We start from the raw sequence: 14,081 nt of genomic DNA on the forward strand, positions 1-14,081 counted from the left end.
CTATTCGCTACCCACTATGCACCCATTACTTGAAAAGAAACATACCGGGATATTGTTCCCCCTTTTCTCCATGCGTTCAAAAAAGGACTGGGGGATAGGCGATATTTCAGCCATGGCCCTGTGGTTCGACTCTTTCAGCGCAATGGGGATAGATCTTCTGCAAGTCCTGCCTGTAAACGAAATGCCGCCGGGAGTATCGTGCCCGTACACGGCTTTAAGCGCTTTTGCAATAGACCCCATTTATATCGCCGTGCCCGAAATTGAGGAGCTCGCCGGCTTTCCGGACCTGGCAGGGGAAATGCGCTCCCACGGTTTTCAGACGGAGATCAGAAACCTGCGGCGTTCAAAACACGTACTTTACGAAGAAGTCCGCCACCTGAAATTTGCTTTTCTCTGGAAAATTTACACCCATTTCCACGAGCGGCACATTTTAAAAGACACGCAGGCGGCCAAAGATTTTTTCGCCTTCACGAAAGAGAATTCGGCCTGGCTTGACGATTACGCCCTTTTCAGACGCCTGAAAGACACGCATAACTGGTCCTCATGGACGCATTGGGAAACCCCGCTTAAGACCCACGACGGCGCGGCGCTGAAGGAACTGGAAAGCAGGGAGGAAAACCAGGTTCTTTATTTCAAATACCTGCAGTGGCTGGTTCACCGTCAGTGGAAAAAAGCAAGGCTTAAGGCGGCCTCTCTTAATATAAAAATACTTGGCGACCTGCCTTTCATGGTGAACCAGGAAAGCTCGGATGTGTGGGCGAGACAGGCGGAATTCGATATTTCAAAGGAAGTGGGCGCTCCGCCCGACGCTTTCAGCGAGACGGGGCAGAAATGGGGCCTTCCGGCTTATAACTGGCCTGAAATAGAAAAAAATAATTTTGACTGGTGGCGCTCAAAGGTAAAGAAGGCCGCGGACTTCTACGATTTTTTCAGGATAGACCACATGGTGGGCTTTTTCAGAACCTGGGTGATACCCCATGACGCGGCCCATAAGGCAGATTTTGACATTAAAGACGAAAAAGGCCAGCGTGAAAGAGGGGAGCGTTTTCTTAAGGCCGTTATTTCCGCCGGACCCATGCTGCCGGTGGCCGAAGACCTGGGCCTTATCCCGAAGTTCGTCTATCAGTCTCTTTCCGAACTTGGCGTGCCCGGCTACAAGGTAATGCGCTGGGAAAAAGAAAAGGACGGAAATTACAGGTCCCCGGAAAACTATCCGCGGGTATCGCTTGCAACCACCTCGACCCATGACAACGAACCTCTGGCCGACTGGTGGGACACCGTTGACCATGTTGAAAAAAAACTTTTCTGGAAAATGATCTCCGGCGAAGATTCCAAGCCGCCCGCCTTCCATAAGGCGCAGTGGCAGATGCTGCGAAAAATACTGAAGGCCGCCTCCGCCATTGTGGTGCTGCCCATGCAGGATATTATGGGCATTAAAGACCGCGTTAATACCCCCAGCACCCTGGGCCTACACAACTGGACCTGGCGCTTTAACACCCCGGCTGAGCACTTTTTAAAAAAGCATGCCGGGCTTGTCTGCGAATTTAAAAAACTGGTCGGCGAGGAGCGCAAGTGAATAAGACAAGTCTCAAGTCACAGGTCACAAGTCACAAGCCACAAGCCCGCAGATTTATGGCTTATGGCTTATGGCTTACGGCGATGAGCATGCTTTCGGCATGCTCATTAAACCGCTTTGTGGTTCGCCAGACGGCGAATATAATAGACGGCGGCTTGCCGGCGGTTTTCTCACAAAGCGACCCGCAATACGTTAAAGAAGCCCTGCCGGGCAACCTGCAATTAATGGAAATACTGCTGCAAAACGACCCCTCAAACCGCAAACTTCTGATAAACGCCGCGCAGGGTTTCTGCGGCTACGCCCTGATGTTCATTGAGGACGAAAACCCGGAACGCGCCTCCATTTTTTACGCCAAAGGCGGGGCCTACGCTTCGCGCGCTCTTAAAGGCGTTAAGCCGGAAACAGCATGTAAGGCCGATGTCCCCCCGCTTTTCTGGCAGACCTTCTGCAAGGCCTCATACATAAACCTCAACAGGGACAAGCCGGAAGCCGTGGCCGAACTGCCGGACATCGAACCGGCGGCCGAAAAAATACTGGCGCTGGACCCGGACTATTATTATAACGGGGCACAGAGCATTCTGGGCGCTTACTATTCCATACGCCCCCGCATACTTGGCGGCGACCCTGAAAAGGCCAAGGCGCATTTTGAACTGGCGCTGAAAGGAGCCGGCGAGGGCTTCCTTTTAAACCGCTTCATGTACGCGAAAATGGCCGCCGTGGCGGCGCAGGACGCGGGACTTTTTGAAAATCTCCTTAACGCCGTGCTGACTGCGGAACCCAAAGACGGCTCCACGCGCCTGCCGGACGAGGTGGCTAAGATCAAGGCGAAAAAATTACTGGAGAAAAAAGATGAATTGTTTTAAAAGGACAGGGTACAGGGGCGAGGGGCTAGGGGTCAGGACGAAGAGAACAGCCTCCGCTGTTCTGCTATTCGCTATTTGCTCCCCCCTGCCTTTGGCGGCACAAACCGTGGTCAAATTCGCGACGGTGGCGCCGGACGGTTCCACCTGGATGAAAGCTATGAAGCAGTTCACCGACGAAACCACGGCAAAAACAGCGGGGCGCGTGAAATTTAAAATTTACCCCGGCGGCGTATCAGGGGAAGACAAAGACGTGGTAAGGAAAATACGCCTCGGCCAGCTGCAGGCGGCCGGTTTTACCGGAGTGGGCATAGGCGAAATCGCCCCCGAAGCGCGCATACTGGACACGCCTTTCCTTTTCAAGAACGCCAAAGAAATAGACCATATCTACAAAACGCTGGACTCCGATTTCCGCAAAATTTTTGAGACGCGCGGCTATATCCTGCTGGGCTGGGCGGAAGTGGGCAATGTTAATATTTTTTCCACTTCGCCGGTAACAAAACCGGAAGACCTGAAAGCGGTCAAGATGTGGATATGGGAAGGAGACCCCGTAGCGGAGGCCACCTTCGCGGCCCTCGGGATCAAGCCCATACCGCTTTCTATAACCGACGTAATGACCTCCCTGCAGACCGGCATGATAAACGGCGTTTACGGCTCTCCACTTTCCGTGATAGCCATGCAGTGGTTCGCCCGCATGAAATATGTTTTCTCCATGCCCATAGCGAACGCCGCGGGAGCCGTGGTAATTTCGAAGAAGGCTTTTGACACCCTGTCGCAAGAGGACCGGAAAACGATGCTTGAGCTGGGGGATAAATATTTTAAGGCTCTCACCGCGCAGAGCCGCAAGGATAACGAACAGTCGCTCAAGATCCTGCGGGCCAAAAAACTGGCGTTCACCGACCCCGCCGGCCCCGCGGTTATTGCCGAATTTGAACGCGACGGCGCGGAAGCCCGGCAGTCGCTGGTCGGCAAGCTTTACTCAAAAGAACTGCTGGAAAAAGTGGAGGACGCCCTTAAAACCTTCCGCGCCGGCAAAAAAAGCTAGTGTAGTGTCTCGCAAATAGCTTTACTTTTGAAGGCTCAGATTTGAGCCGGATGCGAGGCGCGACGAATGAGCATACCGGGGGTCTGTGAGTGAGGAGCAACGAAACAGCCGGCCAAAGATGAGCCTCCCCCGGGGGGCTGGCCGCTTTTGGGCTGCAACTGCGTCACTCGTCACTTACATAGCCCCGCTATGCGCGCTCCTCGTTCCTTGTTTCGCTCCAAAATCGGCCAGTCAAAAGTAAAGCTATTTGCGAGACACTACACTAGCCCGGGATAATAAAACTATGCGGAGAGTATTCAAATTTGAGGATTACTTCGTAAAGGCGGAAAAGACCCTGGTGGTCGTCCTTATTTTTGCCATGGTGGGGATGTCGTTTACGCAGGTGCTTCTGCGCCTTCTGCTCCATTCCGGCATAGTCTGGCTGGACCCTTTGATGCGCCACATGGTGGTGTGGGCGGGCCTTACCGGGGCGGCGCTCGCCGCCAGATATTCCAGCCATTTCGCCCTTGAAGCTTTCGTTAAATTCGCCCCGCGCGCGCTGCGCCGCCCGCTTGAAATACTGGCGGGCCTTTTTACCATTGCCGCCTCCTTGCTGCTTTTTTATGCCGCCTATAAATTCATAAAGGACGAATTTGCCGCCGGCTCCGTGGCTTTTTATATAAACAGGCTGGCCGTCTCAGCCGGCTGGTCGGAGATAATAATGCCCGCCGCCTTCGCGCTGATCGCTTTTCATACCCTGATAGGACTTTTCAGGGAAAGGACGGCTAGTGTAGCGCCCGGAATGGGAAATATAGAGATTAAGTGATTGAGTGATTAAGGAAGAGATCAGAGGTTAAGGGTTCGGTCTCACTCACTATTCGCTATTCGCTGTCCGCTATTAGCCATTCGCTAGTCGTTGTTCGCTATTCGCCATTCGCTAGTTGCTATTCGCTAATCATATGGCCCTTATCGTCGCTTTAATCATCCTTCTGCTGGCCTTCCTGGGGGCGCCGGTATTTTCCCTTATAGGGGCGCTGGCCATATACCTTTTCTATGGGGCGGGCATAGATTCCTCGGCGGTAATAGTGGAAATGCTGCGGCTGGCGTCCCTGCCCGCCCTTATAGCGATACCGCTTTTTACATTCTCAGGCTATATTCTGGCTGAAAGCAAAGCCCCGCAGCGGATGCTGGCGCTTGCCGAAGCCCTGTTCGGCTTCATGCCCGGAGGACTGGCCGTGGTGGCGCTTTTCACCACGGCTCTTTTCACGGCTTTTACCGGCGCCTCGGGCGTTACCATAATAGCGCTGGGCGGCCTGCTTTACCCCATGCTTAAGAAGCAGGGCTACCCTGAAAAATTCACTTTGGGCCTGCTCACCACCACCGGCAGCCTGGGCCTGCTTTTCCCGCCAAGTCTCCCGATAATACTCTACGGCCTGGTGGCAAAAATAGATATAGACAAGCTTTTCAAGGCCGGGCTGCTGCCGGGCGTGCTGCTGCTTATAGCGCTCTCGGTTTACGCCGTAATAACAGCGCGCCGCGCGGGAATCAGGAAAACCGCTTTCTCGCTTGCGGCGCTAAAAACCGCGGCCCGGGCCGCGGCCTGGGAAATACCGCTGCCTTTCCTTATAATAGGCGGCATTTACCGCGGCTTGTTCACGGCAAGCGAGGCCGCCTCGGTAATGGCTTTCTATGTGCTTGTTACGGAAGTTTTTATTTACAGGGACCTGGACCTGTTCCGGGATATTCCGCGGGTGGCGGTCAAGAGCATGCTGCTGGTGGGGGCTATCTTCATGGTGCTGGGCACGGCGCTCGGCTTTACCAATTACCTTATAGACGCGCAGATACCGGACCGGATTTTCGCCTGGCTGCACGCTTTCGTTGCCAGCAAGATCGTGTTCCTGCTGATATTAAACGCCTTCCTGCTTGTGATAAACATGATAGAGATATTCTCGGCCATCATCATTGTGGTGCCCATAATAGTGCCGGTGGCGGCGCAGTACGGCATAGACCCGGTGCACCTGGGCATCATTTTCCTTTTGAACCTTGAAATAGGCTACATGACGCCGCCGCTGGGCCTGAATCTTTTCCTTGCCAGTTCAAGGTTTGACCGCAAACTGCCGGAACTTTACCGGGCCACCGGGCCGTTCTGGCTGCTGCTGTTAGGGATGCTTGCTTTGGTGACTTACCTGCCGCAGATAAGCCTTATAGGAATAAAGTAGAAAAGTCCAGCAGACCCCGATTAACCGCGAGATCGGTTCGCTTCGTTCACAAGGATTGCCATTGCGAGGGCGATGCCCGCCCCGCACTTTTTCCTCAAACGGGCCAAAGTGCGGGACCCGTGGCGTCCCCGTCCGATTCAGCGCCAGCCGGCCAGAGACCGCACCGCGGCGAAGAGTTCGGCGGGCTTCACGGGCTTGGACAGGTACATCTGAAACCCGGCCAGCAGCGCCTGGGTGCGATCCTCCTGGCGGGTGAGCGCGGTCAGCGCCATGGCCGGCACAGCGCCGCGCCCTCCGCCCAGGCCGCGCACCCTTCGGATAAGGGAATAGCCGTCCTCGTCGGGCATGGCGATGTCGCAGATCAATATTTCAGGAGTCTGCTTATCAAAGGCCGCCATGGCATCCGCGGCCGAGGCCGCGGTCTCTACCTGCGCCCCGCAGCGCGCCAACAGCTTTTGAAGCAGATCGCGCGTGTCGGGGTCGTCCTCAACCACCAGTATGCGCAGGCCGGAGAGGTCCTGGGAGGCGGCTACATCGGTCTTGGCGAGGGCGGCATTCTTGCTTTCCTCCGCAGCCCAGGGAATGACCGGCAGGTCCACGCTGAAAACCGAGCCGCGGCCCGCGCCGGGGCTGCGGACGGTCACAGTACCGTCGTGAAGTTCCACGATGTTCTTGACAATAGCCAGGCCCAGGCCCAGGCCCTGGTGCTTACGGGTCAGGGGATTCTCGCCTTGCCGGAACGGGTCAAAGACATGCGGGAGAAAATCGGGCGCGATGCCTTTCCCGTTGTCCTGCATCTCGACCAGGGCATGGCCGTCATGCTTACGCAGCCGGAGGCATATCTCTCCCCCGTCCGGCGTGAACTGGAGGGCGTTGTTCAGGAGATTTGTGAAAACCTGGTGCAGCCGGTTGGCGTCGCCAAAAACGCCGACCGGACCCTTGATATCGCTCACCAGCCGAATGGAGTGCGCATCGGACAGGCGGCGCAAGGATTCAAAAATGGAATTCAGAAGGGCGGCCAGATCGAGGGGCTTGCGTTCCAGGTGCAGATTCCCCCGGGAGAATGCTGACAAGTCTATGAGGTCGTCTATGATCCGGTGCTGGGACTCCATGCTGCGCTGGATGGCTTCCAGAGCGTACTCGCGCTCCTCGGTTTTAAGCTCGCTGGAACGCAGCATCCAGACCCAGCCCATGATAATGGTCAGCGGGGTGCGCAGTTCGTGCGATACGATAGCCAGGAAATCGCCTTTAGCTCTGTTGGCCATCTCAGCCTCGCCCCGGGCCTCCTGCTCAAGCTTCATAAGAAGCGCCATTTTCGTCTCCCCCCGCTTGCGCGCGGTGATGTCCACGAAATTTTCAAGCAGATATTTGCGGCCGCCAAGCATAACCGATGAAATGGTTTTAAGGACCGGGATCTTTTCTCCACGCACATTAAGCAGGACGCGCTCCGAATTATCCACGCGCTGGCCCAGGTCGGAAACGGGGCATTTGCCGAGTTCCATGGGGCAGATGAAGTTATGGCATATCGAACCGACAACTTTTTCTTTGGGCGCGTCGAACAGCGCAAGCGCCACGGAGTTCGCGTCAACGATCTTATGCGATTCGGCATCGATTATCACGAAGCCGGTGCTTATGCTCTCTAATATGGTCTTTGAATAGACCTCGCTCTCATGCAGCTCCTGCTCCATCCGCTTGTGCGCCTGGAGCAGGCCCCATTCGCGCATGACCCGCTGCACAACGTGCGGCATCTCGCGGAAAGTCTCTTCGGATTTTACGATATAATCACTGGCGCCGGCCTTTAGGGCCTCCACGGCGGCTTTTTCATCGCCGCTGCCGGATATGATCACCACGGGGAAGGGATTGCTCTCGGGAGGATAGGTAAGAACCTGCGTGGATTTGCCGTCCGGCAGGTGAAGGTCCAAAAGGGCCATGTCCGGCCGCTTTTTTGCGACCAGTTCCTTGTATTCCTTCAGTGTATACGCCACGGATATTTCTCCCGCGAAATCAAAGTCACTAAAGGCGTGCTTGAGAACGTCAATGTAAAGCGGCTCATCGTCAGCGATTATAATATGCATATTCCCCCCCATATGGCGTGAACTTATTGAGCACCTTAGTCTGAAACCCGGTCACCCTAAGACGGATCTGTCAAATTTTATCTCGGAATTCTCTCCGACGTTCAGCCGGTCTTTTCTGCCGGTTATCGCGGCGCTGGGCCCCACAAGGGAATCCTGAAGGTTCATGGCCTTTATTGAGGCGTTCTCGTTTATTATGGAGTTGGACACAATGGAGGAATCTATTACCGCGCCTTCGCCTATTGAAACGTAGGGCCCGATTATGGAATTGGACACCCTGGCCGTGGGCGCTATATAAACCGGCGGGATAATAAGCGAGTTTTTGGCCTTCACGGGAAACTTTTTTCTGTCCAGTATATAGCGGTTGGTTTCAAGCAGCGTTTCGGGTTTGCCGCAGTCGTACCAGCCGTCTATCACGACCGGCTTAAGCTTATGGCCCCCCTTGAGCATAAGCGACAGCGCGTCGGTAAACTGTATCTCGCCCCTGGTGGTGCGGCCTGATTTTACCAGCCGCTCCAGACTGCCGTAAAGCTTGGCGGATTTTTTAAAAGAGTAAATACCCACTATGGCCAGGTTTGAGGGAGGATGTTCCGGTTTTTCCACCATGCTCTTTATGTAGCCGTTGCCGACTTCCACCACGCCGAAACGGCGCGGATCGGCCACTTCCTTCACGGCTATGCAATCGTCCTTTGAATTAAGGAACTTGCCCAGGTCGGCCGAAATTATAGTGTCGCCCAGCATTACCAATACCGGCCCGGTGACGCAGCGGCGCGTCAGCCATATAGCGTGGCCAAGGCCCTTCGGCTCCGGCTGCTCGACATATGAAATTTTCAGGCCCTTATAATTGCGGCCGATGTATTCTTTTATCTTCCCGCCCAGATAGCCGGTTACCAGACAGATATTCTTTATGCCGGCGGCGGAGAGATCGTCCATGATATGGCCGATTATAGGTTTATTACCAACGGTTAAAAGGACTTTGGGATAGGTGTAAGTATGAGGGCGCAGGCGCGTGCCGGCGCCGGCCACAGGCACCACGGCCGTAAATTCTGTTTTCATTGAAGGGCCGCCATTACGCTTCCTTGCGCAGAAAGAGGATCAGCTTTCCGATGCTGTATGTTTCCTGTCCCTGGGGCAGCTGGGAGAAAAGTTCCCTGGCTGTCTGGAAATCGTCTCCCAGCGTTACGATCGGCGGTTCCACATATCCGTCCGCGCGGATCTGGGCAAGACCGGCGGCGGCAAGCAGGCCGTTGCACAGGCACGCGCGGCCCACGGTATTTTGCGCCCTGCCGCCTTTTGCCGTAAAATCGCTCACAAGCTCGGCCGGACACCGGTAGCCTAAACCGCCCTCGGGGGTGACATAATTGGTCTGCAGCAGACAGATGTCGCAGACACGCTTTCGGCTGGAATAAACCGCTTTGTCGGAAATCGTTCCCGGTATCTGGGCCACCTTGAACGGAAAGCCGGTCGGCGATACCATTGTATCCTTTACCACAAGCTCATTACGAACCGCCATCTGCAATGCCCGCTTCCTCAGTTCGGGCTCCATTCCGGATTGCCCCGAAAGCGCGGCGGCCGTGCCTATCTGGACGCCCGCGGCGCCCTTTCCCAGAGCCTCACGCAGCCGTTCGGGGGTGGCGTATGAGCCGGCCAGCCAAAAAGGCAGGCCGAGCCCGGCTATGGCGCCGATGTCGGCGCGGTCGTGCTCCGTATACTCAAGTATCTGCTGCCCCCGGTCGTCGAACTGCATGCGGGCCGGAGGCGCGTTATGTCCGCCCGCCTGCGGCCCTTCAACCACAAAACCATACGGGCGGGTTTTCGCATTGGAGGCTAAAGACTGAGCCAGCCCGAAAGATGCCACAATAGCGAGAAATTTTGGCCGTTTCAGTTCCGCGCCGCCGCAGCCGATAGTTTCGGGCCTGAGAGTTACAAAAAACTCGCCGCGGTCCGAGCGTGTTCCCTGAACTTTAAGCGGCAGGGACGCCGGCTGATGACGGCACAACGATTCTATCATCCCGGGAAGCTCGGGCGGGCTACCCGCGCCTACCAGCACATAATCCGCTCCGGCAAGTATCGCGCCGTACAGCGCGTAGGGCAGCGGCCGCTCCACTTTGCGAAGGAAATTAATTCCGACCGGGCCGTTGTGCCCCTCTTTGGCGAGCCAGACCTCGGTAAAGTTAGCGGCGATGGTGAGCACCTGCAGCTCGCGCGACGACTCCCAGAAAGAGTCAAGCCCGGCGGGGCCTTCAATACGGGCCAGTTTCGCGAAAGGCACCGCCTTGAACGGTTTGTCCGCGGGTTTTCCGCCTTTTATGTAGTACTTTTCAATAACCCGGCCAAGCGGTTCGGCAAGCGCCGGCTGGCGCCGCGCAAGCTCGTCGAACGCTTTCCGGATATGGCCGCCGGGGTCGCCGTTCTGCAGGAGGCGCGGGTAAACTATTTCAAGCGCGGTGCCGGACACCACCCCCAGAACGCCCATCATGGAAGCGATCCTGGCCATTTGCCAGCAGGAAATATGAACGCCCATGCCGCCGGAGATTATCACCGGATCTGGACGGTTATCGGGTTCTGTTCTGTCAAATTTAAAGCGCAGCATCTAATTCCTGTTCAAGTCCCCAAAAAATACCTGATACGCACATATACAAATTATAGCAATTTCAATTCCACATCATCGGGATTTTTTAGCCCGCTTATTTGCCGAAGGCAAATCTTTTGTTCCCGCTGCTTCCCGAGCAGGAACCGCTTATTCTTCTATCAACTGGCGGTAGATTTCTTTGAAACCGGGCGCTTTTTTAAGGCCTTTTTTGGCGTAGAGATGCGAGTCCCAGAAATTGCCGCGTTTAAGCGCGGTCTTATAATCCTTAACGGCGTCTTCCCTGTTGCCCAGCAGATCAAAAGCCTGGGCGCGGCGCAGGTAGCAATAGCTTATCCAGCCTTTATCCGGGTAGGCCGTGTTCTCTACCCCTTGAGTGAACCAGGCCACGGCCTCCTGCGGCTGGTTCAGCGCCAGTTTGGAATCCCCGGCCGATAAATAGACCAAGGACAATTGTTGCGCCAGCCAGGGATTCGCCGCGCCGGAATTAACGGTGAGGAACTTCAGGCTTTCGTCAAACGCCCGCGGCCAGTCCTGGGAGTGTATATAGGCCATTATCTCCCCAAGCCAGAGAAAGGGATTATCGGGATCGGTTTCCCGCAGGGCTTTGGCCTCAGCTATCGCCTGGTTGAAATCCTTCTCGTGGCGGGTGAGTATCTCTATAAGAAAGACGCGCGCTTCAACTGAAAAAAAGCGGCCCTTGTCCCTGGCCAGGCGGACTTCTTCAAGGCCGCGCGCTCTGTCGCCGTGCACGAATAAAAGCGCCGGCACGCTTAAGACGCCGGGTAAAGTATCGGCGAAATAATCAAAAATGCCAAGCCCCAGATAGGCGTCGTAAATATCGGGGTTCAGTTTCACGCATTTTTTAAGCATCTTACGGCCGCGGTTCCCATAGATATAGGCCCTGAACCATTTTCGCTCCACGGCGTACCACCGCCCTTTAAGCCCGTAGGCGCTGCCCATGAAGAAATAGGCCTGGTCCGGAGAAATCTTTTTTTTAAGCATCGCCTCCGCGACTTTGGCCGTTTCGTCGACATGCCGCATAAATTCCTCTTCGTAGGCGGAAGAGGCGACGTTGACATCGAAGTTTTGCGCGCAGCGCCACCAGGAAAGCGCCGACAGCGCGAAGTAACCGGCGGGGCTTGAAGAGCTCATGCGCACGATATCGCGGAACTCAGTCTCCGCCTTGTCGAATTCCAGGCGGTACATGAACGCTATGCCTTTGTCGTATTTGGCGTCGATTTTGGGGCCAAGGGTCAGGGGCGCCGAAGAAAGTTTCAGGTCAGTAAGCGGGAGTAGTTCTTCAACCTGTATTTTATCTTCCGCGGTATTGTCGGCGGCCAACGGCTCCTGGGCGAAAGCGTCCGGGGCGCAGGAAATTAAAAACGCGGCGAGCAAAACCGGTTTTTTAAAAATTTCAAAATTACGTTTCATAAAATAAAAGCTATCAAAAGCAGGGCCAGCACCGCAACCGCCGCCAGCGCCATTAATGATTCCCTCATCCTGTAAAACCCGTAAACGAGCATTATCACCCTGGCCGCCGGCGTAAGCAGCAGGGCCAGCACCCCCGCGGTGAAAAATCCACCGGCCCGGGGACTTCCCAAAATCCTGAAAACCAAACCGAAGAAAAAAAGCAGGAGGCATAAGAATACGCCGGCCAGCAATGCGCGCTGAACAAGTCTGCCGAAGTCTTTGTCGTTAAATTTGTTCATTTATATGTACCATCATAAGCCCTAAGCCATATGCTTTAGGCCATAAGCTTTTAAGGATTTCCTCACAAACCTATGGCGTATAGCGTAAGGCGTATGGCGGGCGCTACGCCCTCACATCGCTTTCATAAGCATCTTTACGGCCACTAAAAGCGTAAGCACGGAAAAAGCCATTTGTATCTTTTCAGAACGGGCCTTGTAAAGCGCGTGGATACCCAGAAAAGAACCGAGTAAAACTCCTATAACTATTACGGAGGCGAGTTCCGGCAGTATATAGCCCTTTTTAAAGTAAACGAAAGCGCTGGCGGCGGCGGAAACCCCTATCATAAAATTGCTGGTGGCCGCGGCCGCCTTCATAGGCACGCCGCAGATCAGCGTCATCACCGGCACCTGCACTATGCCGCCGCCAAGCCCCAAAAGTCCGCTTAAGACTCCCCCAAAAAAAGAAAACAGCGAACCCGGCAGAACATTTTTAACTCTGTAGGCATGCTCGCCTTTAAGGGCGGGGTCAAAAAACGCGGCGTCGAATTTGCCGCCGTCGGCGGAGCTTGCGGCGTGTATTTCATGCTTTGTCGCGCCGAAAGCGCGCCAGCCTTTCATGAACATCACGGCCGAAATAGGAAAAAGCGCCAATGCGAACATCAGCTGCACCGCGCTAGCCGGCAGGCGGCTTGCCACAAGCGCCGAAAGCACCGAACCCAGCGCCATGGTGGTTTCAAAAACTATGCCAAGGCGCATATTGGTAAGCCCGCGCTCCACATTTACCGAAGCTACGGCGCTTGAGGTGGCGGCAATGGCGACCAGTGAAACAGCCACCGCCTGGTGTATGGGGATTTTCAGAGCCAGCACCAGAAAGGGCACCATGAACACCCCCCCTCCGATGCCAAGCACCGAGCCCAAAAGGCCTATGACAAAACCAAAAGCCACCAGCGCGGAAAAATTTAAAAGAGTCAGTTCAGGCATAATCAGAAGCAGGGGCTAGAGGCGAGGGGATAGGGTTCAGGGTAAGGAACTCCTTCCCTAAACCTCTTTTCCCTAAGCCCCTAGCCGCTATTCAGTGTAAATGTTTCACAAACTTCTCCCCCGTTCTTTCTCCTATGTTGAAAGCTCGGGCGCATTTTTCGCCTTCAAAATCAAATACTCCGAGCCCCAGGTTTTCAGGCGGCTGTATGAGGTGCACCTCAGGATTTGATCTTATGAAAATTCTGGACTCGTACACCTTATCGGTGTGAAGCGCCAGCATTCTGCGGGCTTTGGTTTCAAAATAACCAAGAAAACCTTTGCCGGTAAAGGCAAGGTCCTCCGGCCTGGTATTGCTTATCATTATCACCGTTCCGCAGCCCTCGAAGATATTAAGGTTTATGGTGGCGATCCCTATAACCCCGCCGTCCACCAGGTGGTAATCGCGGCCATGTTCGGTAAGTTTGACAGGAGGAAAGATAGACGGTATGGCGCAGCTGGCCACAAGCGCGTCCACAAAAGATATAGGCCCGCCGCCGGTTGAGCCGTTAAAACAGGCGATGTACGGCAGCTTCATTTCAACGGCGTGGCTTATGGCGTAAAACTTCACATGTCTTTTGAATACCGCGCCTGAGCGGTTTAGCCAGCTGTTGAGAAGCGAATAAACAGGCTTGTTCGAAAATAATGAAAATTTAGCCAGCCGGTTCTGCAGAAAAAACCCGGCTTTGGAAAATGGGTTATTATTGTAATGCTGGTAAAGCTCAAGCGGCATATTGGTATAGCGGGGGCTGAGATCAAAAACCCCGCCCGGCTTCATGGCTTGCCAGAGGCCGCCAAGGTCGCCGGTCTTGTTGTAGCAATAGGCGGCGCCGTTAAGCGCGCCTACGCTGAAACCGGCCACCACATCAAAATTCAGGCCCGAATTCACCAGTTTTGCCAGCACCCCGGACTGCCAGCTGCCCAGCGCCCCGCCGCCGCATAAAAAAAGACCGACCGGTTTGTTAAGTTTCATCGCCCTTGTTTTATCACCGTGTTAAAAGTAATAGAATAATGTTATTGTAGCAAATCGGC

The 14,081-nt window shown here is 54.9% G+C and carries 12 protein-coding genes; 5 read left to right on the plus strand and 7 right to left on the minus strand.

Features of this window, described 5'->3' with window-relative positions; genetic code table 11:
• Positions 1–16 precede the first annotated feature (16 nt).
• The 5 genes from malQ (at position 17) to NTX59_13995 (ending at position 5,679) form a co-directional block, all read left to right on the plus strand.
• Entirely contained in the window at positions 17–1,576 is a 1,560-nt protein-coding gene (malQ, locus tag NTX59_13975) for a 4-alpha-glucanotransferase (GenBank protein MCX5786785.1), read from the plus strand.
• A 56-nt stretch (positions 1,577–1,632) separates the two neighbouring features.
• Entirely contained in the window at positions 1,633–2,439 is an 807-nt protein-coding gene (locus tag NTX59_13980; GenBank protein MCX5786786.1) for a TRAP transporter TatT component family protein, read from the plus strand.
• A 106-nt stretch (positions 2,440–2,545) separates the two neighbouring features.
• Positions 2,546–3,481, plus strand: coding sequence for a TRAP transporter substrate-binding protein DctP (gene dctP, locus NTX59_13985; GenBank protein ID MCX5786787.1), 936 nt, complete (start codon positions 2,546–2,548; stop codon positions 3,479–3,481).
• Between the two features lie 283 nt (positions 3,482–3,764).
• Positions 3,765–4,286 carry a TRAP transporter small permease subunit gene (locus NTX59_13990; GenBank protein MCX5786788.1) on the plus strand — a complete coding sequence of 174 codons (522 nt, stop codon included), beginning with the start codon at positions 3,765–3,767 and terminating at the stop codon, positions 4,284–4,286.
• Positions 4,287–4,419: 133 nt separating this feature from the next.
• Complete coding sequence (locus NTX59_13995) at positions 4,420–5,679, plus strand: TRAP transporter large permease subunit (GenBank protein ID MCX5786789.1); 1,260 nt, start codon at positions 4,420–4,422, stop codon at positions 5,677–5,679.
• A gap of 137 nt (positions 5,680–5,816) precedes the next feature.
• On the opposite strand, the gene NTX59_14000 is transcribed toward NTX59_13995, so the two are convergent.
• The 7 genes from NTX59_14000 to NTX59_14030 form a co-directional block, all read right to left on the minus strand.
• On the minus strand, positions 5,817–7,754 hold the full coding sequence (locus NTX59_14000) for a response regulator (protein ID MCX5786790.1): 1,938 nt from the start codon (positions 7,752–7,754) through the stop codon (positions 5,817–5,819).
• 51 nt (positions 7,755–7,805) lie between these two features.
• The gene (locus NTX59_14005) at positions 7,806–8,807 is read right to left on the minus strand and encodes a sugar phosphate nucleotidyltransferase (GenBank protein ID MCX5786791.1); all 1,002 of its coding nucleotides are present in this window, start codon (positions 8,805–8,807) and stop codon (positions 7,806–7,808) included.
• Between the two features lie 13 nt (positions 8,808–8,820).
• A complete protein-coding gene (locus tag NTX59_14010) occupies positions 8,821–10,344 on the minus strand; it encodes a nitronate monooxygenase (GenBank protein MCX5786792.1) in 1,524 nt (507 codons plus the stop codon).
• Positions 10,345–10,491: 147 nt separating this feature from the next.
• Complete coding sequence (locus NTX59_14015) at positions 10,492–11,775, minus strand: hypothetical protein (protein MCX5786793.1); 1,284 nt, start codon at positions 11,773–11,775, stop codon at positions 10,492–10,494.
• A complete protein-coding gene (locus tag NTX59_14020; GenBank protein MCX5786794.1) occupies positions 11,772–12,053 on the minus strand; it encodes a DUF1634 domain-containing protein in 282 nt (93 codons plus the stop codon). The genes NTX59_14015 and NTX59_14020 overlap by 4 nt, the downstream gene beginning before the upstream one ends.
• A 111-nt stretch (positions 12,054–12,164) precedes the next feature.
• Positions 12,165–13,013: a sulfite exporter TauE/SafE family protein gene (locus NTX59_14025; protein ID MCX5786795.1), complete on the minus strand. Its 849-nt coding sequence runs from the start codon at positions 13,011–13,013 to the stop codon at positions 12,165–12,167.
• Between the two features lie 91 nt (positions 13,014–13,104).
• Complete coding sequence (locus NTX59_14030) at positions 13,105–14,022, minus strand: patatin-like phospholipase family protein (GenBank protein MCX5786796.1); 918 nt, start codon at positions 14,020–14,022, stop codon at positions 13,105–13,107.
• Positions 14,023–14,081: the final 59 nt, after the last annotated feature.

It is taken from the genome of Elusimicrobiota bacterium (assembly GCA_026388155.1).
Taxonomy (GTDB): Bacteria; Elusimicrobiota; Elusimicrobia; order Elusimicrobiales; family UBA9959; genus UBA9634.

Bases quoted from the DNA above. Each gene is read 5' to 3' on its own strand.
- NTX59_14010 (MCX5786792.1), bottom strand. From the start codon at position 10,344: ATGCTGCGCTTTAAATTTGACAGAACAGAACCCGATAACCGTCCAGAT.
- NTX59_14025 (MCX5786795.1), bottom strand. From the start codon at position 13,013: ATGCCTGAACTGACTCTTTTAAATTTTTCCGCGCTGGTGGCTTTTGGT.
- NTX59_14000 (MCX5786790.1), bottom strand. From the start codon at position 7,754: ATGCATATTATAATCGCTGACGATGAGCCGCTTTACATTGACGTTCTC.
- NTX59_14005 (MCX5786791.1), bottom strand. From the start codon at position 8,807: ATGAAAACAGAATTTACGGCCGTGGTGCCTGTGGCCGGCGCCGGCACG.
- NTX59_13980 (MCX5786786.1), top strand. From the start codon at position 1,633: ATGGCTTATGGCTTATGGCTTACGGCGATGAGCATGCTTTCGGCATGC.
- malQ (MCX5786785.1), top strand. From the start codon at position 17: ATGCACCCATTACTTGAAAAGAAACATACCGGGATATTGTTCCCCCTT.
- NTX59_14015 (MCX5786793.1), bottom strand. From the start codon at position 11,775: ATGAAACGTAATTTTGAAATTTTTAAAAAACCGGTTTTGCTCGCCGCG.
- NTX59_14020 (MCX5786794.1), bottom strand. From the start codon at position 12,053: ATGAACAAATTTAACGACAAAGACTTCGGCAGACTTGTTCAGCGCGCA.
- NTX59_13990 (MCX5786788.1), top strand. From the start codon at position 3,765: ATGCGGAGAGTATTCAAATTTGAGGATTACTTCGTAAAGGCGGAAAAG.
- NTX59_13995 (MCX5786789.1), top strand. From the start codon at position 4,420: ATGGCCCTTATCGTCGCTTTAATCATCCTTCTGCTGGCCTTCCTGGGG.
- NTX59_14030 (MCX5786796.1), bottom strand. From the start codon at position 14,022: ATGAAACTTAACAAACCGGTCGGTCTTTTTTTATGCGGCGGCGGGGCG.